The sequence below is a fragment of the Enterococcus sp. HY326 genome, assembly GCF_026157065.1.
GTDB lineage: Bacteria > Bacillota > Bacilli > Lactobacillales > Enterococcaceae > HY326.
In genome coordinates this window covers 815,106-835,648 of the sequence record NZ_JANLGQ010000001.1, presented here as the reverse complement: position 1 = coordinate 835,648, position 20,543 = coordinate 815,106, and the positions used below count along the sequence as shown (strand labels likewise).

The window sequence follows — 20,543 nt, the reverse complement described above, 5'->3', positions numbered from 1 at the left end:
AAACATGAATGCAGTCAAAAAGAATCAAATAACTTTCAAAATTGCTTTGTTGTCCATCTCGCTTTTGTTAACAACGTCCGGCTCGATTGCTTCGGCAGTAACAAAGATGCAGGAGACCTTCAGTAATCATAGCGCTACAGCTGTTGAGGCCTTAGTAACAGCCTCTAATATTACTGTCATGATTTTTGTTTTACTGAGTGCCTTTCTAGTGAGAGTTCTGGGGACTAAGAAAACAGTTCTCTTAGGTATATTGTTGGCGGGAATTGGCGGTGTTGTGCCCTTCTTCTCGGATAACTATACATTAGTTTATGCTTCACGCTTGGTGCTAGGTGCTGGTTTAGGGATGTTTAATTCATTGGCAGTTAGTTTGATTAACGAATTCTATTCAGGTGATACTCGCAATAAGATGTTGGGTTATCAAGCCGCAGTTCAAAGTCTAGGTCAAACTTTAACCACTTTTGTGGCAGGTATTTTAGTTAATTACAATTGGCATTATGCTTTTGCAATTTACTTCTTAGCAGCTGTTTCATTTGTATTATTCTTAGTTTATGTACCTGATGTAAAACCGGAGGAAGAACAATCAGCTTCTGAAGAAAAAGTTTCTACTAAGCAAAGTGTGAACAGTTTTGTTATTCTACAAACACTAGTGCTAATGCTCTCTTTTGTACTTTTAATGGCAGTTAGTTTAAAGGCATCGGCATTAGTTCAAGAACATAATATGGCGAATCCTGGCTTCTTAGGAACAGCATTGTCTGTCCAAACATTAGTTAGTTTCTTAGCGAGTTTCTTTTACGGAAATATTGTTAAGTACACGAAACAATTTACTTTGGCTATCTGTTATATCGTTTTAGGCGTTGGCCATATCATGTTGTCTTTTGCAACCAATATGGCAATGCTAACAGTAGTTTTAGCTGTTGCCGGAGCAGGTTCAGCAATGTTTTTACCTTACTCATTTGGAATCATCATGGAGCGAGCGCCTAAAAATTCAGCGAACTTAGCTGTTTCTATTTCAATGGTGGGAACTAATCTTGGCTGTGTGCTTTCACCTTACATTTTGGCTTTTATCGGCAGTACGTTTAATAATACCTCTGCAAGCTTTTCATTATTAGCCTGTGGATTTATCTTCGTTCTATTAGCTGTGGTTTACTTATTCCTATCTAAGTCACTAAAGAATGATTCAAAAGATTTGGAATCAATGGTGGAAATGGAAGAGGCTATGGAGTAAAGTTAATTTAGTAGGATGAAAAAATACCTTCAGTAACACGATTTATGATGTTGCTGGAGGTTTTCAATGATTAAAAACCATGGAGGCAATTATGGCAAAAAGTTATTTCAGCATCGATATCGGTGGCACCTACATAAAATATGCAAAAGTCAATCGCTCTGGAAACATTGAACAGGTGGACAAAGTACCTACGCCAACCACATTAGACGATTTGGAAGCAGTGCTGACACAATTAGTCGAGCCTATCAATCAAGAAGTTAGAGGTGTGGGCATCAGTTGTCCGGGTAAAGTGGACATCAAAACAGGGACGGTCTATAATGGCGGCGCCTTGCCATTTTTACACGGCTATTCTTTCCGTAATTTTTTTGAAACCCGTTTTAACTTACCTTGTGGGGTCAGTAACGATGGCAAGGCGGCGGCTTTGTCCGAAGTTTGGCTGGGGAATTTGAAAAGCATTGAAAATGGGGTGGCAATTGTATTAGGCACAGGCATCGGTGATGGGATTATCGCTAATGGAGAATTGCTGCAGGGAAGCCACTTTCAAGCAGGCGAGTTGAGCTTTTTAATACGCACCCCTGAGAAAATGACGATGGAAAATATGCTCGGCTTCACCGGCTCAGCGGTTAAATTTATCGCTGCCTGCGCACAGGTTCTTGGTTTGCCAGACTCAGACGGCTTAGCTGTTTTTGAAGCAATCAAGGCAGGAAAGCAGCCTGAAGTCACTAGACTTTTTGAAAGCTATTGCCATGAGATTGCCTTTATGATTCTTAATTTGCAGGCGACATTAGATATTGAAAAAGTCGTCATCGGCGGAGGCATCAGTGCTCAAAGCATTTTAATTGAAGAAATCACCAAACAATATTTGGCGATGCGAGAAAGTTTCAGCTTTTGGGATAATTCATGGAGCAGTCTAGCCATTGAAAATTGTAAATTCTTGAACAACGCTAATTTATTAGGAGCGGTCTATCAATTATTACTCCAATTTGATGAAGAAATGTAAGTCATCCCTCCAAAAATAAGGTAAAATAAAAGGATAATCAGCAATTTTTATTTTGCTTTCAAGGGAGGAATCATCATGGAATCGACTTTAGTTATTATTAAACCGGATGGGGTCAAGCGGAAGCTGATTGGCCGTGTTATCCAACGTTTTGAGGAGAAAGGCTTGGCTCTGCAAAAGTTGAAATATGAAGTGTTAACTGAAGAAGTGCTAAAGGAGCATTATAGTCATTTGGTTAATAAACCTTTTTTTCCTGAGCTAGTAGCTTACATGACAAGTGGTCCAGTGGTGTTGATGATTCTTGAAGGGGAAAATGTCGTAAAAAATGTCCGTAAATTGGTTGGAGCCACTGACCCTTTTGAAGCAGCGGTCGGGACATTGCGGGGAGACTTTGGCTTATCGAAAACCGAGAATTTGGTTCATGCTTCAGATTCTGAAAGGGCCGCTTTGACAGAAATTGCCCGCTTTTTCCCAGCATAAAATACAAAACGACCTGTCGGAGTTAATGCAAAAAGCAAAACTCCGACAGGTCGTTTTTTGGTCGATGATGATTTTAAAAATTATTGTAAAATCTGATCAATTTCCGCGAGTTCAGCGGCTGTGAAAGCTAAATTATCGAGAGCTTTCAAGTTATCCTCCAGCTGGCTGACCCGTGAAGCGCCAATTAGAACACTGGCAATTTCTGGTAGGCGAAGATTCCACGCTAAAGCCATTTCCGCAAGTGTTTGATTGCGGGCGCTGGCTACATCATTTAAGCGGCGTACTTTAGTTAAAGTAGCCTCCACACGATCTTCAGACAGAAATGGACTATCCGAGCGATGAGCCCGCGAGTCTTCCGGCACACCATTGAGGTAGCGATTTGTTAACAAGCCTTGTGCCAAGGGGCTAAAGACAATTGCCCCTAAACCTTCTTTGGCTAAAACATCCGTCAAGCCTTCTTCAATACTGCGATTAAACATATTGTACTGGGGTTGATGAATGATAAAAGGCGTGTGCCATTCTTTAAATAATTTCGCAATCGCCGCAGTTTGTTCAGGGGAATAATTTGAAACGCCGACGTATAGAGCTTTGCCTTGTTTAACTAGCAAATCTAAAGCGTGGGCCGTTTCCTCCAATGGAGTGTCCGGATCTGGCCGATGATGATAAAAAATATCGACGTAATCCAATTGCATCCGCTGCAAGCTCTGGTCGCAGCTGGCGATAATATTTTTCTTGGAGCCCCATTCGCCATAAGGCCCAGGCCACATATAATAGCCAGCTTTAGAAGAAATAATAATTTCATCCCGATAACTGCTAAAATCCTCTTTAAAGAGACGGCCAAAATTGGTTTCCGCAGAGCCAGCCGGCGGGCCATAATTATTGGCCAAGTCAAAGTGGGTGATGCCATTGTCAAAGGCGGCCCGTAAAATGGCCTGCTGATTGCTGAGCTTGTCGACATCACCAAAGTTATGCCACAAGCCTAAAGAGATGGCGGGCAGCTTTAAACCGGATTTGCCAACTCTTTTATAAAGCATTTTTTCATATCTGTTTTCATTTGCAAGATACATGGAGGGTTCCTCCCTTTCCAAATTGTTTGCCGATTGTTTCTTTACATATCATAGCACCTCAAGTACACTTGAAGTAAAGCCTTTTCAAAAAGAAAGTTGGATTTTATGCAGGTACAGGAAAAATTTACTATAAGCGAGCTGTCACAAAAATTTGCACTGCCCCTCTCAACGCTGCGTTATTATGAGGAGGTTGGACTGTTGTGTGATGTTCAGCGGGATGGCAAGCATCGGATTTTTGACGAGTCGCATATCGGTCGCTTGGAAGCTATCCAGTGCTTTAAGCAAACTGGAATGACCATTAAGCAGATTCGCGAGTTTTTTTATTTTGAAGATCAAACGCAGGACTACCAGCAAATTGTTGCGCTGCTGGAATCTCATTGTGATGAAATTCAGCAACAGCTGTTGGCATTACAGGAAAACCAGCTGCACATTCAACAAAAATTAGCCTTTTATCAGGCGAAGAAAAAAGCACTAGTAGAGGAGGAAGTAGTGCCTCAGTGGGATGAATTTAGTTGACAAAGGTTTAAAATTAACTCTGTCAAAGCTTTTCCCCACAAAATGAACACTACAAAATTTCGTGATTTGAAAAAACTTTTTCAAAAGCTCAAATTAGTGTAGAAAAAAAAAGCTGATCAGCCATGACTGCAAAAACAGTCGGAGCTAATCAGCTTTTTACATTTTTTATTGATTAACCGCTTTGACAATCAGCATCATTGGCCGGCGCATTTCGTCTTGCATGCCGGGAACCGTCAGCATATCCTCTGGCGGCATCGGCTCAACTAGCCGTTCAATCTGAAAGCCGTTGGTCAATAAGCCGTCTAAATAAGTGGTTAAGGTCTTATGAAATTTAGTGATGTCTTCTCCTAGAAAGTTCGCTGTTCGCTGGCCTTCATAAAAATAATTATCCACCGGAAAATGTAAAATTTTGCCAGTTTCATCGTAGTACCAATCCTGTGTACCATAAGCCGTGAAAATTGGATGCTCCACAGAAAAAATAAATTCACCGCCGGGTTTCAAATAGCGATGGACATTTTTGGCGACCGCCGCAAAATTTTCAACATAATGGAAGGCTAACGAGCTGAGGACCACGTCAAAGGTGTTTTCAGGGAAATCAGCTTCTTCGATACTGTTTTGTTCATAGCGCACATTGGCAAAATGGGTTTTACTGCGGGCAACTGCCAGCATTTTTTCTGATAAATCCACACCGACGACTGCTTTGGCCCCGTGTTCGGCGGCATAAATACAATGCCAGCCATAGCCACAGCCTAAATCTAATACAGTTTTATCCTCGAAGGCGGGTAGTAATTTTTCCAGTGTTTGCCATTCGCCGGCTCCTTGCAAGCCTTGGGTACTGCGATTCATTTGGGAATATTTTTCAAAAAATTCCGGGTTATCATAATGATTTTCTTTCATGGGTTTGTCCTCCATACAATTTTTTTGTTGTCTGCTAAATTGTATGGAGACCTGTTCTTTTATGAGCTATCATAACCATCACTCTCCTTAATTAATATCTTGCAACGGTTTTCACTAAAAGTCAACTAGTGAAGGTGAAAGCCCGCTGATTTTGAAATAAAAAGGTTGGCGGAAACATACAAGAAGTTTCCGCCAACCAGATTAAATAAAAAAATTATTTACGTAATTCAGCTAGCAATTTTTGGGCCACAGCTAAATTGCGAATAGTTTCAGCCTGTAACAGCTTGGTCAGCGTAGCGATTTCGCTACCGACTGCGCCAGCGGCAATGGCTAATTGCCGCATATGCAAGTTCATGTGGCCTTTTTGAATGCCATCAGTGACGAGGGCTTTGATGGCCGCCAAGTTTTGGCCTAAGCCGACCGCTGTGATAATCTCTGCCAATTTTGCTGCAGTAGGAAAGTTTAAAATTTCCATTGCAATGTGGGCTTTCGGCAACACTTTAGTGGCACCGCCGACAGTTCCAACGGCGACGGGAATTTCCAGCTTGCCGACTAAGCTATTGCCTTCAATTTGCCAATCAGTTAAACCTTGATAGCTGCCATTGCGACTGGCGAAGGTATGAATGCCGGCTGCGACGGCCCGAGTATCGTTACCGGTTGCCAAGACTACGGCATCGATGCCATTCATAATACCTTTGTTGTGGGTCGCTCCCCTATAGGCGTCTAATTTAGCAAATTGGCTGGCTAGAACAATTTTTTCAGCGACCAGTTCACCGGCAAAATTTTTTGTGGTTAATAAATCAAAAGGAATTCTACAGCTAGCTTGGCTCAATGCCTCTGTCGGATAATTGCTTAAGATGCTGAACAAAATTTCTTCTTCAGGAAACCAGCTGCGCAATTGCTGAGCTAAGCCTTCTAAAATTGTATTGATCATATTTGCCCCCATCGCATCTTGCGTATCCACCAAAACATCCAAGCTGACAAAATCCTCCAGTTGACGAACTTTAATAGCTCTGACGCCACCACCCCGAAGGACAATCGAAGGATAGACCTCCGCCGCTAAAAGTTGCAGCTCAGCTTTTTTCTCCGCTAAAGCAGCTGTAAGTTTTTGCGGCTGTTGGACCTTTTGGAAAACTATTTGCCCTCGCATCACCCTTTCCGTTGTGGCGGTGGTGAAACCGCCACTTTGAGCAATGATTTTAGCGGCGTTACTGGCAGCGGCAATCACAGAGGGCTCCTCCGTGACCATCGGCACAACAACTTCTTCATTATTAATCAAAAAGTTTTGGGCCACGCCTAAGGGCAGCTCAGCTTCGCCGATTTGATTTTCAATCATATTGTTGGCAATATCGGTATCTAACAGCTGTTCCTTTAGTAACACGTCAGCGGCATTTTGCGAAAGAATGCCGTCAGCGGTCAATTTAGCCAAACGCTCTGGCCGAGTTTGCTGATAGAATTTTTTTGCGGGCGTATCAGGTGTCGTTGGCGTTTCTTTTTTGATGAGCATGGCCAAACCTAAGCCGCCGCCGACACATAAGGAGGCAGCCCCGAGACTTTTTTCTTCTTGAAATAATTCAGCTAACAGTGTAACTAAAAGCCGTGCTCCGCTGGCTCCAATCGGATGACCTAATGAAATGCCGCCGCCATAAATATTTACTTTTTCTGGTGACAGATTTAATTCATTTTGGACAACTAGGGAAGAGGCAGCAAAAGCTTCATTGATCTCAAAGAGGTCAATTTCAGTCAGTGAACGACCGGTTTTTTCGCTGAGGCGTTGCAGTGCCTTGATTGGGGAAATCCCCATAATACTTGGGTCAATCCCAATTTCGCTATAGCCTTCAATCGTCGCCAAATAATTTAAACCGTGGGCTTTAGCGTAGCTCTCGCTAGCCAACACTAGCATCGCTGCCCCGTCATTTAAAGTCGAAGCATTGCCGGCAGTAACACTGCCGTCTGCTTTGAAAACAGTTTTTAAAGTAGCTAGTCTTTCAAGGCTGGAATTTGCCCGAATGCCTTCGTCTTCTTGGAAAAGCTGACCATCAGCTAGAGTGATAGCTGTAATTTCTTGGGTAAATTTCCCGGCCTTTTGGGCAGCGGCCGCTTTTGTTTGCGATTGGAGGGCAAAGGCATCTTGCTGGCTGCGGCTGATTGAAAAAGTTTCGGCCACTTTTTCAGCAGTCAGACCCATGTGTTTTTGGCTAAAGGCGTCAGTTAATCCGTCATGAACCATGCTGGAAATCGGTTCTGCATAACTGTCGCTTTCAGCTTGATATTTTTGCAGCAGAGGCGCTTGGCTCATGCTTTCAGTGCCGCCGGTTAAAATAACTTGGGCTTCACCTAATTGAATCTGTTGCATACCTAAAATAACCGCCTTCAAACCAGAACCGCAGACTTCATTGAGGGTCATTGCTGGACTGCTTTCCGGTAAGCCGCTGTTGATGGCAATCTGGCGGGCAATATTTTGACCATTGCCGCTGCTTAAGACATTGCCGATAATGCTTTGGTCGATGTCCTTTGGTGATATGCCGGCTTTTTTGATGGCCGACTGCGCAATTTTCGTGCCTAATTCAACCGCTGAAAATTCCTTTAAAGCGCCTTTATATTTTCCAATAGGGGAACGGGTCCCGCTTAAAATTACAACTTTTTCCACGTACAGCACCTCCAAAAAGAAATATAACATTAAATCACAACAAGCGGCGCCTTTGTCTGGCGGAATTAATAAAATCACAAAAATTTTATTTTTATAAAGAGCGGGTAAAAACTGCTTCCAGTTTTTTGAAATCGTGATATAGTATTGTGGGCTTTAAATTTAGGACAGGTTTAATACAAATAAATAGAGTGGTTTAATTTAGAGAGGGGATTTTTATGACAGTCGGTATCGACAAAATTGCTTTTCATGTGCCCGATTATTTTGTAGACATGGCAGAATTAGCAGTTGCTCGCGGGGTGGACCCGAATAAATTTTTAATTGGAATTGGTCAAGATAAGATGGCGGTGATTCCTAAAACGCAAGATATCATTACCTTGGGCGCCAATGCGGCAGCGAAAATTTTGACAGCAGCAGATAAAAAGGAAATTGATATGGTATTGGTCGGCACAGAAACCGGCATTGATTATTCCAAATCAGCGGCGGTTGTGATTCAACAGCTGCTAGATATTTCTCCCTTTGTCCGTTCCTATGAATTGAAACATGCTTGCTATGGCGGCACAGCCGGCCTACAACAGGCGAAGGAATACGTGCTGAATCATCCAGATCGAAAAGTGTTGGTGATTGCCACCGATATTTCAAAATACGGCTTAAATTCTGGTGGCGAGCCGACGCAGGGTGCTGGCGCTGTGGCGATGCTAGTCACCAACAATCCACGGATTTTAGAATTAAGCGATGACAATGTTTTTTATTCAGAAAATGTCTATGATTTCTGGCGACCAAATGGGCATGATTATCCTTTGGTGGACGGTCATTTATCTAACGATATTTATATTGAGGGCTTTAAGCGGGTCTGGCATGAAAGCAATCAGCGGCATCAACGCAGCGAAAAAGATTATGCAGCGCTAACCTTTCATCTGCCTTATACTAAAATGGGCCGCAAAGCATTACAGAGTATTTTTCCTGAAATCTCTGAAGCAGAACAAAATCGCTTGATGGAGTGCTATGAAGAAAGTATTCTTTACAGCCGCCAAGTTGGCAATCTGTATACTGGTTCTTTATACCTAGGACTGATTTCGCTATTGGAAAATTCGACTAGTCTAAAAGCTGGCGACCGCATTGGCTTGTTCAGCTATGGTTCAGGGGCTATCAGCGAATTTTTCTCGGGTCGCTTAGTTGAAGGCTTCAAAGAACAATTGCAACCGGCAAAAGATGAAGCAGCCTTGGCCGAACGCCAGCAGCTGAATGTAGCAGAATACGAAGCGATGTTTGCTGAAAGCCTGCCGGAAGATGATGTAGAAACAGAGTTTTCTGATTCGACACCTTATGCGATTCGCAAAATAGCTCAAGGTATTCGTTATTATAATCAGTAATTTTAAAAAATTACGACAAGCATTGATTGAAGGATATGAAAATAAAAATTTTCTTCAGCTTGAAAAACTGAATTCAATCGCTAGCTTTCAAAATTAAATAAAGAATGGGAAGGCGCAAACTGCTAAAGCTTGCGCTTTTTTTCAGCGATGAGTGGTTTTTATTGAGGAATGCTGTATTTTATTTTTTAATTAAACGTGAAAGCCTTTTTTTTATAATTTTGTTATGAATTTTGAAGAGAAATTGACAAGGAGACATTTGTTATCTAAACTTTGACTATAGTTTGTTAAGAGAGTGTCTTAGGGAAGGAGATTTTTATGAAAAGTGTTACGAAAAAAAGTTTATTGGGCTTAGTGGCAGTGAGCGGACTGGTCCTCGCAGGTTGTTCCAATTCCACTGATTCAACAACGGATACGCAAAGTTCCCAGGGGACAAACAGCAGCGGCGAAACTTTAGCTGCCGATCAGACGATGGAAGTGGTTGTGCCAGCAGAAATGGGTAGTGCAGATATTTCCCTGGCAACAGATTCTTACAGCTTCACAGCGTTAAATAATGTTTATGAAGGTATGTATCGTTTAGATGAAACCAACATGCCGGTGATTGCCGGTGCCGCCGAAGATGCGGTAGTCAGTGATGACGGTCTGACTTATACAGTCAAACTGCGGGAAGATGCGACTTGGTCAAACGGCGATTCCGTGACGGCGGCTGATTATGTTTATTCTTGGCAGCGGACCGTTAATCCAGAGACGGCTTCCGGCTATGCTTATATGATGGCGCCGGTCAAAAATGCCACCGCCATTAGTGAAGGCGAAGCCGATGTGGCGACGCTTGGCATCGAAGCGACTGGCGAATACGAAGTTACAATTACTTTAGAGCAGGCCACACCTTATTTTGAATCTTTATTAGCTTTTCCAACCTTCTTCCCACAAAATCAAGCGGTTGTCGAGGAATATGGCAGTGATTATGCCCTGACCAGTGAAGCCGCAGTCTACAATGGACCTTTTGTTTTAGAAGGCTTTGATGGACCAGGGGTGGATGATGCGTGGACCTTTGCCAAAAATAATGACTATTGGGATGCGGATACAGTCACGATTGAAGCAGTTAATATCAGTGTAGTCAAAGAATCTTCAACAGGTTTGAATTTATTTGATACCGGCGAAGCAGATGATGTCGTCTTGTCCGGCGAGTTGGCGATTCAAAATGCCAACCATGAAAATTATGTCACTCAACCGGGAGCGACGACACAATATTTAGAAATGAATCAAGCACCGGAGGATTCACCTTTTAGAAATGAAAACCTTAGAAAAGCGATTAGCTATGCAATGGATCGCCAGCAGATTGTCGATAATATTTTAGGTAACGGTTCTTTAGTGGCCAACGGCTTAGTGCCGCAGGATTTGGCGTATAATCCAGAAACCAACGTCGATTTTGTGGAAGACGCGGACCGGACTTTAGAATACGATGAAGCCCAAGCCAAAGAATATTGGGAAACGGCTAAGTCTGAGCTGGGTGTTGATACGATTTCCTTCTCCTTAATGACTTCTGATACCGATCAGTCGAAAAAATTAGGAGAATATGTTCAAGGTGCGTTGCAGCAGACCTTAGAAGGCGTCACTGTAACCTTACAAACTGTGCCTTTCTCTGTCCGTTTAGACCGCTCAAACAATGGTGACTTTGAAATGGTTATGAACAACTGGATTGGCGATTACGCTGACCCAATTAACTTCTTAGAATTATTTACAACAGATAGTTCTTACAACCGAGGCAAATGGTTGAATGATGACTATGACAGTCTGGTGGAGGCTGCCAGCACGACAGATGTCAATGATCCAGAAGCTCGTTGGAATGACATGGTGGAAGCAGAGCAGGTGATTACCGATAGTTTAGGTATCGTACCGCTATTCCAAAATGCGGAAGCGCATCTGCGTTCTGACAAAATTAAAGGCTTAGTTGTTCACAGTGTAGGAGCCCAGTACGATTATAAAGATGTTTATATTGTTGAATAACGTAACAAATTGCTAAAAATGAATAGAAATATTTTTTGACATCAAATAGATTTGCGCCGCTGACCGCTAAGTTTGGCGGTGCAAATTTTTTCTATTTTATTGGCAACAAGGTACGCCTCTTTTCTTTTTATTTTTCCGGTATATAATAGGCGTAAGATTATTTTGAAAATAAGCAGGTGAGCTATGAAAATCGTGCAGGTTCAAACTAAAATTATCCCGATTCAGTTAAACGCTCCTTTTAAAACTGCGTTGCGAGAAGTGCAGTCGGTGGATGTGGTGCGGGTATTGCTTCATTTTGATAACGGCTTGGTGGGCATCGGCGAAGCAGCCCCCACTAAAGTAATCACCGGTGATACTGAGGAAAGTATTTTGCAGGCGATTAATGAAACGTTTACGCCGTTTTTATTACAGCGGGAAGTGGATGAAGAATTGAGTCTCTTAGACGATCTGCAAAATTTATTACCCCATAACACCAGTCCGAAGGCGGCCATTGATATTGCGCTGCATGATGCCTTGGCTAAGGCCCACCAGCAGCCGTTGTTTCAGTTTTTAGGCGGTAGCAAGCCTGAGCTGGAGACTGATTTTACCATCAGTGTCGGTTCTCGGGAAAAAATGGTGGCTGACGCCAAGGCCAAGGTCGCCAGTGGTTTTCAATCGCTAAAAATCAAATTGGGCTTAGATGATGTCGCCGAAGAAGTTGCCAAAATCCGCAGCATCAATCAAGCCTTGGCAGGAAAAATTCCTTTTCGGATTGATGCCAATCAAGGCTGGAGCAAAGAAGAAGCGGTGGCGATTTTAAATGAATGGCAGGACATCCCGATTGATTTTGTCGAACAGCCGGTGCCAGCGGCTGACTTTGAGGGATTAAAGTGTGTCACCGAACACACCAAAATTCCAATTATGGCGGATGAAAGTCTATTTGGTTTGGCGGATGCTGAAAAATTAATCACCAATCAATGTTGTGACTTACTGAATATCAAATTGATGAAGAGCGGCGGCATTAAAGAAGGCTTGAAAATTTATCGCTTAGCAGCAGCCCACGGCATCGACTGCATGGTGGGTTCCATGATTGAAGGCTATGCCGGTATGGCTGCTGCCGCCCATTTTGCTGCCAGCCAGCCGGGCATTCGTTTTTACGATTTAGACGTGCCCTTTATGTGGGAGACGAAAAATTTAGATGTTCAAACGAGCGGCATGACAATTTCTGCCGGTAAATTAAAATTGCAAAGGACCCCAGGCTTGGGGATTACAGATTAGAGGTAGGAGGCCAACTAAATATGTTAAAAGCGGTTAGTCGCAGTTCAAGTTTTTTGTGGAAAAAACCGGAGAGCAATCCGGTGTTAACAAAAATTCACACAGCACCAAAAGAAGCGCTCCACACCTTTTTGACGGGCACCGATACGATGGAATTATTCAATGACCGCCTTGTTGATTCAGAAGTGATTTACGGAACCCTCGTTGAAGTCGTTGCTGAAAAAGACGGTTGGTCAGAGGTTATTGTGCTGGACCAAGCCAGCCATCAAAATGAAAAGGGCTATCCCGGTTTTATCCCAACTGCGGATTTAACCAAAGTTTCTGCAGATTATGGAAAAGCTGCGGAAAAAATTTCCGTGATTGTTCCGCAAGCGGATTTGAAACTTACGGACCATACTCGCCCAATTCCCTTTGGTGCGGTTTTAGATTTATCATCAGAAACGGAGACCGATTATCTGGTGAATACGCCGGAAGGTTCGGGAACAGTTTCAAAGGCAGACAGTCAAAAAATTACCGCTTATCAGGACTCACTGGCGCAACGGATGATTCAATTAGCCGAACAATTTCTTGACTTGCCTTACATTTGGGCCGGCACCAGCGGCAGTGGCTTTGACTGCTCAGGCTTTGTCTACAGTTTGCATCGGGCCAATGGTGTGCTGATTCCTCGTGACACACCGGAACAAGCTGATGGTGGTCAGCACGTTGCCTATAAAGATGCTCTGCCAGGTGACTTATTGCTGTTTGCTTATGAAGAGGGCAAAGGCGAAGTCCATCATGTCGGCATGTATCTTGGCAATGACGAAATGATTCATTCTCAAACTCCCGGTTCAAAGGTGATGAAAACAAAAATTGCCGGCTCTAAATATGAACCAGAATTAACAGTTGTCACCCGCTATTGGACGGATGAAAAAATAAATAAAGAAGGGCGCTAACCTAGATGAAAATTTTTATTTCCGCAGATATTGAAGGGGTTGCCGGTATTGGCCAGTGGAACGAAACAGAAAGCGGTCCTTGGTACGATTATTTTTCTAAAGAAATGAGTCGGGAAGTAGCGGCTGCCTGTGAAGGCGCCTTAGTTGCTGGCGCTACCGAAATTTATGTGAAGGACGGCCACCACACGGCCTGTAATATCTATCCTGATATGCTGCCAAAAGAAGCCGTTTTAAATCGCGGCTGGAGTGGAGATGGTTACGGCATGATGTCCGGTGTTCAGGATGATGTCGATTTTGTGGTGATGATTGGCTACCATGCTGCTTCCTATTCAGATGCCAATCCCTTGTCCCACACCAGCGAAAATTATATTCGCAAATTTGCAATCAACGGCCAGCTTGCCAGCGAGTTTATGATTAATCGTTATATTGCGGCGCTTCATCAGGTGCCGGTGATTTTTCTCAGCGGTGACCAAGGCATTGTGGACGAGGTGCGGACCACAGACCCGGGAATTTCGACTTTTGCCACGTTGCAGGGGCGGGGCGGCTCAACTACTAGCGTTCACCCTGAGGTTGCCTATGAAAAAATCAAAGAAGGGGTGCGCCAAGCCGTCACCTTAAATAAATACTATGTTCCTGAACTACCAGAATACTTCGATGTGAAAATTACCTATCAGGAACAAAATCGGGCCCGCAAAGCGGCTTTGTTCCCAGGAGCGAAGCGAATTGATCCTTATACCGTCCAATTTGAAACAGACGAATATTTTGAATTTTTGCGCTTTTATACTTTTGTCGGTTAAAAGGTTGGTGGAGAAAATTTTTCTAAGCCAAGTTGGTTCGTCTAAGCTTTAAGCTGACAAATAAATCCGAAAAAAATTTTGCTCAAAAAAATAAGCCACTTACAGCCGCAGATTAAGCTGAGCCAGTTAGAAATTTACACTGGATTTCTTCTTAATCTGTGGCTGTTTTTGGCATTCTGTAAAAAACATGCTACTCTTAAGCTGTAAAAGGAGGCTGACGCAATGGCAAATAAAAGCTTTCAAGATGTTTTTTTCCGAGATGATTATTTTAAAGATATCAATTTTTTTAATATCGGCCATGAAATCTGCAGCCCGAGCCATCGGTTTGGGCCGGCAGCCAGATCTTATTATTTGATTCATCTGGTGGTCAAGGGGCAGGGCACCTATCAAAATGAACGCATCACCTACCAATTGCAGGCGGGGGATTTTTTTATCATCAAGCCTCAAGAGCTGACCAAGTATCAAGCGGATGCCACAAATCCATGGGAATATTATTGGATTGGTTTCTTAGGGACAGAGGTGGCCAACTTACTGCGTCTTAACGGTTTTGGCGAACTGGATTATTTAGGAAAAGTTCTTGATTTGGCTGGGACGACGGCTAAATTTCAGGAGCTGTTAGACTTGGATTTATTTGATAATGGCCAACGACTGCGGACACAGGCTTTATTTTTAGAGCTGTTGAGTCAGTTTAAGCTGAACCGGCTGCCGCTTTTTCCAGAAAAAATTGCCAAGCAAAGCCGCTATCGAGATTCGTTTTTACTATATATCCAGAGTAATTACTACCGCAGTGAGTTGAGTGTGCAGGAAATTGCCAAATCCATGTACCTTCACCCGGCTTATTTCAGTCAGGTGATTAAAGCGGAATTGGGGGTGACTCCTCAGCAATACTTGATTTCCTATCGAATGGAGCAGGCACGCTTTTTATTAAAGACTTCTGATAGTTCGATTGATGAAATTGCTGATCTGATTGGCTATGATAATCGTCACTCATTTTCAAGGGCCTTCAAGACCTATCATGGGACTTCACCTTCGGAATTTAAAGCGTTAACAGAATCTTAAATTGTGTACCCTTTAAATAAACTGATGAAATAGTCAACCGCCATTAAATTTTCTATACTTGAGACAAGCTAATAACTTTGCTATCAGTAACAATTAAAAGTTTGGCTGTGAAATTCAGAAATCGCTGTGAGATAAGTTGATGCAATTTTTTTGCCGCAAAGGCTTAGATTTTTGCTTGCTGAAGGACAGCGGCGAAAAGCAGTTATCTCTTCTGAATAAAACCTCATAAAAAAATTGATTTCAAACACATTAGGAGGAAGTTTAATGGTTAAGATTACGTTTATCGGTGCCGGCAGTACCATTTTTGCCAAGAATGTTTTGGGGGATGCGATGCTGACACCAAGTCTGCAGGAGGCGCAAATCAATTTATTTGATATTGATGCCAAGCGTTTGAAGGAATCTGAGCTGATGCTCAACACCATCAACAAAAATTCCAATCAATCACGGGCGACCATCACCGCCTTTACTGACCGCAAAGAAGCTTTACGGGGGGCGGATTTTGTTGTCAACGCCATTCAAGTCGGCGGTTATAAACCAAGTACCGTCATCGATTTTGAAATTCCTAAAAAATACGGTCTTAAACAAACGATTGCCGATACATTGGGAATCGGCGGGATTTTCCGAGGCTTGCGGACCTTACCGGTGATGTTTGATTTTGCTAAAGAAATGGAAGAAGTTTGTCCAGATGCCTGGCTCTTAAATTACACCAATCCGATGGCAATTTTGACAATGGGCATGCTAAAAGCAACGAATGTTAAAACAGTCGGCCTTTGCCACAGCGTACAGGTCTGTGTTCCAGAATTATTCGGCTATCTTGGCATTCAAGATAAATATGATTTAAATGATTTCAAATGGAAAATTGCCGGCATCAATCACATGGCGTGGCTTTTGGAGATTGAAAAAAATGGTGAAGATTTCTATCCAGAAATCAAACGGCTGGCTAGTCAGATTCCTAACCCGCATAAGGACTCCGTCCGCTTTGAATTAATGCGGAACTTTGGCTATTACGTAACAGAATCTAGTGAGCACAATGCAGAATACCATCCGTATTTTATCAAAGAACGCTATCCAGAGCTGATTGACCAATTCCAAATTCCGATTGATGAATATATCAGACGCTGTATCCAGCAGATTGAAGACTGGGAAAGTCAGCGGGATGAAATTGTTCACAACGGCAGCTTAGAACATGTCCGCAGTCGTGAATACGCTTCTTATATTATGGACGCTATCACCACTGGCAATCCAACCGTAATTGCCGGAAATGTGATGAACAAAGGGTTGATTACCAATCTGCCAGCAGACAGCTGCGTGGAAGTGCCTTGTTTGGTTGATAAAAATGGTGTCCAGCCAACAGTTGTCGGCGACTTGCCAACACAATTGGCTGCCTTGAACCGGACCAATATCAATGTGCAGGAATTGACTGTTGAAGCGGCGATGACCTTAGAAAAAGATAAAATTTACCAAGCTGCTCTGTTAGATCCCCATACCAATTCTGAATTGAGTATCGATCAAATTCGCGGGATGGTGGATGAATTAATTGAAGCCCACGGCGATTATCTGCCAACTTATCATTAAAAAAAACAGTTTAGCCCTTGCCACAGTATTTTTTGCACTGGCAAGGGCTTTTTGATTGTTGGAAAATGCTCAACCTTGAGTTCCAAATTTGATTTGATGTTTTAAAAACTTCTACAAAATAAGTTTTTCACAAAATTTCTGCGCTAACGCATTTATCTTGATGACAAAGCCAATTTTTTTCGTTACACTAAAATGAAAGCGGATAAATGAAGGAGTGTTGCTCAATGAATTTAGTTATCACAGAAGATTATGAAACTTTAAGTGAACTGGCTGCCGGCATGGTGTTAAGTAAAATTGCCGAGGAGGGGCGGGTAAATCTGTCGCTGACCACCGGCAATTCGCCAACACGCATGTACGAAATTTTGTTGGAGCGTTTAGCAAAAATGCATTATCAGTCAGAGCAAGTTTATTATTATAATTTTGACGAAGTGCCAATCGTGGGGGAACGCTACGGCTTGACGACGGCGGCCTTGAATGAAGCCTTTTATCAGCCGGCTCAGATTGCCCCGGAAAATATTCAAGAATTCAATGAGAAAAATTACCAAGAATTTGAAGAGAAATTATTGATGGATGGTGGTCTTGATTTAGTGGTGATGGGACTAGGCAGTGATGGGCATTTTTGTGCCAATATGCCCGGATTAACAAAGTTTAATCGAGGCATTTACCCGATTGAAATGGGTCCTGGCGATGACATGTGGGAGCAATTAAAAGCAGCTCTTGGCAAGGAGCCGGGCGATAAGGCGGTCACCTTTGGTCCGAAAACGGTTATGGCGGCCAAGCAACTGCTGCTGATTGTCAACGGTGCAGCCAAAGCCCAAATTGTTAAAGCGGTTTTGGAGGGGCCAGTGACCGAAGAAATTCCCGCCAGCATTTTAACCACGCATCCGAATTTGACGGTGATTCTTGACCAAGAGGCCGCTCAAGAACTAAGTAAATAAAGCAAAAAACAACATTTCCCACTAGTCTTCATATGAAGGCTGGTGGTGAAATGTTGTTTTTAATTAGGCCGCCTTTTTTAACGTGCGGTTCAATTTTTCGGTACAGAAGAACAATAAAAAGGCGAAGAGTAATAAATAAAACGGGTAGAGCTGAATCGAAATCGCCGAGGCTAAAAAGCCGAATAAAGGCGGCATAAAAGTTGTGCCGACATAGGCCGCTGCCATTTGAATCCCAATCACTGATTGAGAATTTTCCTTACCAAAATTGGCCGGCGTCGAATGAATAATCGACGGATAAATCGGCGCACAACCTAAACCGACGATGATTAATCCGACTAACGCAAAGATGGTCGTCTCCGCAGGAATTAAAATCAGCAAAGCGCCGACTGTCAAAATTCCAATGCCCATGCGAATTAACTGGCGATCGCCAAAACGGTTTGCGATGATTCCCGATAAAAAGCGGCCAAAGGTAATGCCCAAAAAGAAATAAGAGGCAAACTGAGCGGCGACATCCGGTGCAACATTGCGGGTTTCCACTAAGAAAGTGCTAGCCCACAAACCAGTTGTCTGTTCAACTGCCGAATAGCCTAAAAAGGCAATTAAGATAAACCAAATCCCTCGTAGACGGAAAACATCCTTCAAAGAGAGCCCTTTTGTCGGTGTTTCAGAAGTTTCAACGACCGTTCGATGCTGCTTCCACAGAGGCAGGCTGATAAACAAAATAACCGTTAGAATCAGCTGCAAAATCCCCACAGTGCGATAGCCGTTATTCCAAGCTTCACCGGCCGTTAAATAGTAACTCATGATGTAGGGACTAATCGCCGCTCCAACACCCCAAAAGCAATGAAGCCAGTTCATATGACGAGAATTATAATGAAGGGCCACGTAGTTATTCAACGCCGCATCGACCGCACCAGCCCCCAAACCGTAAGGAATCGCCCAGAGAATCAGCGCCCAAAAACTATGGGAAAAGGAAAAACCAAAAAGTGCAATCGCCGTCGTCAAGACACTGAAGAGGGTCACCAAACTCGTGCCCAATTTTTTAGTCAGCTTGTCTGAAAAAAAACTGGAAACAATCGTACCCGCAGCAATTGTCATGGTGATAAAGCCAGCGTAAGACACCGGTACATTCAAGTCCTGCTGCATTACCGGCCAAGCCGAGCCAATCAAAGAATCCGGCAGCCCCAAACTGATAAACGCCACATAAATAATTACAAGTAACAAGGAATACATAATTTTTCTCCAATAAAATCATTAATTTTTTAAAATTTCGCTACTTTAGTAAAAATACCACAGTTTGAAAGAGAATTAAATGGCAAAATTTGTCGGCGTAAATTTTTCTAAACGAGTGCGCTGCGACAAAGCTTGTTTCAAGTTGCGGTCCGCCAAAGAAATATGCGGACCAACTAAAATTGTCTGACCATTTTGCAAAGGGTAACTCAGAATATTTGCCAGCTTAATCACTTTTAAACTGCACTCTCTACCTGCCATCAATAGTAAATTTTTAACCATAATTTTGACTAGGGCAGCTGGCAGACCAGAATCATCGATAAAAATTATCCGTTCGATTTTTTTATTTTCCATTTTAAGTCCTTCCTTCAACTTAATTAATATCTTTAATTAAGTATATTAACAAAAAGGAGATTTGTAAAGAAAAAAGTGAAACACTTTTCCCTCAGAAAAATGGTTCACTTTTTAAAAATGATAAATTGTCTCTAAAGTAACCAGCCATAAAAGACCGACTGTTAAGGATTGTTGAAAGTTTTCATCAAATAAGTAAGCCGGCTGATTCATCTGTTTACTCAAAATATCTGAAGCAGCAATCATCTCTTGAACAGCCTGCACCTGAACGGATTCAGCAGAAATAATAAACGTATCTGGAGCAATCACAGCGTTGTAAATCGCTAAAATTTGCGCCAAATTCGCCAATAGTTCTGCTGGTGATGTCGGGATACTCCCATCAATCAAATGGGGCAGATATTTTGCTTCACCAGCCAGATTATGGCCCCCTTCAATCAGTGCGCCCTTATCATAAATAGTAATGCCCGGCATACTGTTTTCGGGATAATAGATGCCGACAATACTTTCAACAGTCGCCAACTGATGCTTTTTAGCATAGCCCACCGTTAACAAATGGGCATCATTTTGCATCACTAGCGGAATTCCCGTGATTTTTTTTAAGGCAGTGGCCGGTTCCCAGCCATCAAAGAGCGTCTCCCAGCTGGAAAGAATTTTTCCCTGATAAATTTTTCCCGGCAGCGAAAGGCCAATTTTTTCAATTGTAAATTCTTCCGCCGCTTGTAAGTATTGTTGAATTATACTGGTAAAATTTTCTAAAGAAAACGGCGTGAAGTCCAGCCGTTTCTGCATTTTTTGGGTGCCCTTTAAGTTGACTACACGGCCGTCAAAAATTAACTTTCGCTGCCCAGCAACCTGTTCCTGTTGAATGCTCAGCAAAAGAAAATGGCTTTGATCGTAATTGAAATAATAATTAATCGCCGGCCGGCCCAACGGCGGCTGCACCATCTCGCCTTCTGTAAAAATATTTTGCGCCAGCAATTCTTTAACCAACGCATTAATTGTCACAACGCTCAGGCCGGTATCTTTGGCCATCTCAGCCTTCAAGGCCTGGCCCTTTTGAAACAGATAAACTTTGAGGGTTTGCAGATTTTTATCGCGAATTAGATTTTTATTTGAACTCATAAGGTCTCCTTAATTAACTAGCTTAATTAACTATAAGAGAAAAAAGCCAACTTGTAAATCAAAAACTGCTTGACAAGCG

General features: G+C 42.7%; 18 protein-coding genes. 12 read left to right on the top strand and 6 right to left on the bottom strand.

The features are described 5' to 3' along the window. Positions 1–4: 4 nt before the first annotated feature. From ORH16_RS04005 to ndk, 3 genes are all read left to right on the top strand, one after another. Complete coding sequence (locus ORH16_RS04005; protein ID WP_265456440.1) at positions 5–1,225, top strand: MFS transporter; 1,221 nt, start codon at positions 5–7, stop codon at positions 1,223–1,225. 91 nt (positions 1,226–1,316) lie between these two features. Beyond that, positions 1,317–2,225, top strand: coding sequence for an ROK family protein (locus tag ORH16_RS04000; RefSeq protein WP_265456438.1), 909 nt, complete (start codon positions 1,317–1,319; stop codon positions 2,223–2,225). A gap of 75 nt (positions 2,226–2,300) precedes the next feature. Then, positions 2,301–2,702 (top strand): nucleoside-diphosphate kinase, encoded by a 402-nt coding sequence (gene ndk, locus ORH16_RS03995; protein ID WP_265456437.1) that lies wholly within the window; start codon positions 2,301–2,303, stop codon positions 2,700–2,702. An 80-nt stretch (positions 2,703–2,782) separates the two neighbouring features. On the opposite strand, the gene mgrA is transcribed toward ndk, so the two are convergent. Next, a complete protein-coding gene (mgrA, locus tag ORH16_RS03990) occupies positions 2,783–3,769 on the bottom strand; it encodes an L-glyceraldehyde 3-phosphate reductase (protein WP_265456435.1) in 987 nt (328 codons plus the stop codon). A 105-nt stretch (positions 3,770–3,874) separates the two neighbouring features. Here mgrA and ORH16_RS03985 point away from each other — a divergent pair, with 105 nt between their 5' ends. Continuing rightward, positions 3,875–4,285 (top strand): MerR family transcriptional regulator, encoded by a 411-nt coding sequence (locus ORH16_RS03985; protein WP_265456433.1) that lies wholly within the window; start codon positions 3,875–3,877, stop codon positions 4,283–4,285. A gap of 165 nt (positions 4,286–4,450) precedes the next feature. On the opposite strand, the gene ORH16_RS03980 is transcribed toward ORH16_RS03985, so the two are convergent. Both ORH16_RS03980 and ORH16_RS03975 read right to left on the bottom strand, forming a co-directional pair. Further along, positions 4,451–5,182, bottom strand: a complete 732-nt coding sequence (locus tag ORH16_RS03980) for a class I SAM-dependent methyltransferase (RefSeq protein ID WP_265456431.1) — start codon at positions 5,180–5,182, stop codon at positions 4,451–4,453. A 214-nt stretch (positions 5,183–5,396) separates the two neighbouring features. Further along, a complete protein-coding gene (locus tag ORH16_RS03975) occupies positions 5,397–7,832 on the bottom strand; it encodes a hydroxymethylglutaryl-CoA reductase, degradative (RefSeq protein WP_265456429.1) in 2,436 nt (811 codons plus the stop codon). A gap of 215 nt (positions 7,833–8,047) precedes the next feature. Here ORH16_RS03975 and ORH16_RS03970 point away from each other — a divergent pair, with 215 nt between their 5' ends. The 8 genes from ORH16_RS03970 (at position 8,048) to ORH16_RS03935 (ending at position 17,761) form a co-directional block, all read left to right on the top strand. Then, complete coding sequence (locus tag ORH16_RS03970) at positions 8,048–9,202, top strand: hydroxymethylglutaryl-CoA synthase (RefSeq protein WP_265456428.1); 1,155 nt, start codon at positions 8,048–8,050, stop codon at positions 9,200–9,202. Between the two features lie 315 nt (positions 9,203–9,517). Further along, positions 9,518–11,206: a peptide ABC transporter substrate-binding protein gene (locus ORH16_RS03965; RefSeq protein ID WP_265456427.1), complete on the top strand. Its 1,689-nt coding sequence runs from the start codon at positions 9,518–9,520 to the stop codon at positions 11,204–11,206. Between the two features lie 183 nt (positions 11,207–11,389). After that, positions 11,390–12,463 carry a dipeptide epimerase gene (locus ORH16_RS03960; protein ID WP_265456426.1) on the top strand — a complete coding sequence of 358 codons (1,074 nt, stop codon included), beginning with the start codon at positions 11,390–11,392 and terminating at the stop codon, positions 12,461–12,463. A 20-nt stretch (positions 12,464–12,483) separates the two neighbouring features. Next, complete coding sequence (locus ORH16_RS03955; RefSeq protein ID WP_265456424.1) at positions 12,484–13,392, top strand: C40 family peptidase; 909 nt, start codon at positions 12,484–12,486, stop codon at positions 13,390–13,392. Between the two features lie 5 nt (positions 13,393–13,397). Next, positions 13,398–14,189 (top strand): M55 family metallopeptidase, encoded by a 792-nt coding sequence (locus tag ORH16_RS03950; protein ID WP_265456422.1) that lies wholly within the window; start codon positions 13,398–13,400, stop codon positions 14,187–14,189. Positions 14,190–14,411: 222 nt separating this feature from the next. Then, the gene (locus ORH16_RS03945; protein WP_265456421.1) at positions 14,412–15,248 is read left to right on the top strand and encodes an AraC family transcriptional regulator; all 837 of its coding nucleotides are present in this window, start codon (positions 14,412–14,414) and stop codon (positions 15,246–15,248) included. A gap of 264 nt (positions 15,249–15,512) precedes the next feature. Then, positions 15,513–16,823, top strand: a complete 1,311-nt coding sequence (locus ORH16_RS03940) for an alpha-glucosidase/alpha-galactosidase (RefSeq protein ID WP_265456419.1) — start codon at positions 15,513–15,515, stop codon at positions 16,821–16,823. Between the two features lie 224 nt (positions 16,824–17,047). Further along, positions 17,048–17,761, top strand: coding sequence for a glucosamine-6-phosphate deaminase (locus tag ORH16_RS03935; RefSeq protein WP_265456417.1), 714 nt, complete (start codon positions 17,048–17,050; stop codon positions 17,759–17,761). Between the two features lie 63 nt (positions 17,762–17,824). On the opposite strand, the gene ORH16_RS03930 is transcribed toward ORH16_RS03935, so the two are convergent. From ORH16_RS03930 to ORH16_RS03920, 3 genes are all read right to left on the bottom strand, one after another. Continuing rightward, positions 17,825–18,994: an MFS transporter gene (locus ORH16_RS03930; protein ID WP_265456415.1), complete on the bottom strand. Its 1,170-nt coding sequence runs from the start codon at positions 18,992–18,994 to the stop codon at positions 17,825–17,827. Between the two features lie 75 nt (positions 18,995–19,069). Beyond that, positions 19,070–19,345, bottom strand: a complete 276-nt coding sequence (locus ORH16_RS03925) for a hypothetical protein (RefSeq protein ID WP_265456413.1) — start codon at positions 19,343–19,345, stop codon at positions 19,070–19,072. Positions 19,346–19,456: 111 nt separating this feature from the next. Continuing rightward, a complete protein-coding gene (locus ORH16_RS03920; RefSeq protein WP_265456411.1) occupies positions 19,457–20,464 on the bottom strand; it encodes a hypothetical protein in 1,008 nt (335 codons plus the stop codon). Positions 20,465–20,543 lie beyond the last annotated feature (79 nt).

Excerpts from the sequence above, each read along its gene's own strand:
- ORH16_RS03980 (WP_265456431.1), bottom strand. The coding sequence starts at position 5,182 with ATGAAAGAAAATCATTATGATAACCCGGAATTTTTTGAAAAATATTCC.
- ORH16_RS03920 (WP_265456411.1), bottom strand. The coding sequence starts at position 20,464 with ATGAGTTCAAATAAAAATCTAATTCGCGATAAAAATCTGCAAACCCTC.
- mgrA (WP_265456435.1), bottom strand. The coding sequence starts at position 3,769 with ATGTATCTTGCAAATGAAAACAGATATGAAAAAATGCTTTATAAAAGA.
- ORH16_RS03960 (WP_265456426.1), top strand. The coding sequence starts at position 11,390 with ATGAAAATCGTGCAGGTTCAAACTAAAATTATCCCGATTCAGTTAAAC.
- ORH16_RS03930 (WP_265456415.1), bottom strand. The coding sequence starts at position 18,994 with ATGTATTCCTTGTTACTTGTAATTATTTATGTGGCGTTTATCAGTTTG.
- ORH16_RS03955 (WP_265456424.1), top strand. The coding sequence starts at position 12,484 with ATGTTAAAAGCGGTTAGTCGCAGTTCAAGTTTTTTGTGGAAAAAACCG.
- ORH16_RS03985 (WP_265456433.1), top strand. The coding sequence starts at position 3,875 with ATGCAGGTACAGGAAAAATTTACTATAAGCGAGCTGTCACAAAAATTT.
- ORH16_RS03935 (WP_265456417.1), top strand. The coding sequence starts at position 17,048 with ATGAATTTAGTTATCACAGAAGATTATGAAACTTTAAGTGAACTGGCT.
- ORH16_RS03925 (WP_265456413.1), bottom strand. The coding sequence starts at position 19,345 with ATGGAAAATAAAAAAATCGAACGGATAATTTTTATCGATGATTCTGGT.
- ORH16_RS03940 (WP_265456419.1), top strand. The coding sequence starts at position 15,513 with ATGGTTAAGATTACGTTTATCGGTGCCGGCAGTACCATTTTTGCCAAG.
- ORH16_RS04005 (WP_265456440.1), top strand. The coding sequence starts at position 5 with ATGAATGCAGTCAAAAAGAATCAAATAACTTTCAAAATTGCTTTGTTG.
- ORH16_RS03945 (WP_265456421.1), top strand. The coding sequence starts at position 14,412 with ATGGCAAATAAAAGCTTTCAAGATGTTTTTTTCCGAGATGATTATTTT.
- ORH16_RS03970 (WP_265456428.1), top strand. The coding sequence starts at position 8,048 with ATGACAGTCGGTATCGACAAAATTGCTTTTCATGTGCCCGATTATTTT.
- ndk (WP_265456437.1), top strand. The coding sequence starts at position 2,301 with ATGGAATCGACTTTAGTTATTATTAAACCGGATGGGGTCAAGCGGAAG.
- ORH16_RS03950 (WP_265456422.1), top strand. The coding sequence starts at position 13,398 with ATGAAAATTTTTATTTCCGCAGATATTGAAGGGGTTGCCGGTATTGGC.
- ORH16_RS03965 (WP_265456427.1), top strand. The coding sequence starts at position 9,518 with ATGAAAAGTGTTACGAAAAAAAGTTTATTGGGCTTAGTGGCAGTGAGC.
- ORH16_RS04000 (WP_265456438.1), top strand. The coding sequence starts at position 1,317 with ATGGCAAAAAGTTATTTCAGCATCGATATCGGTGGCACCTACATAAAA.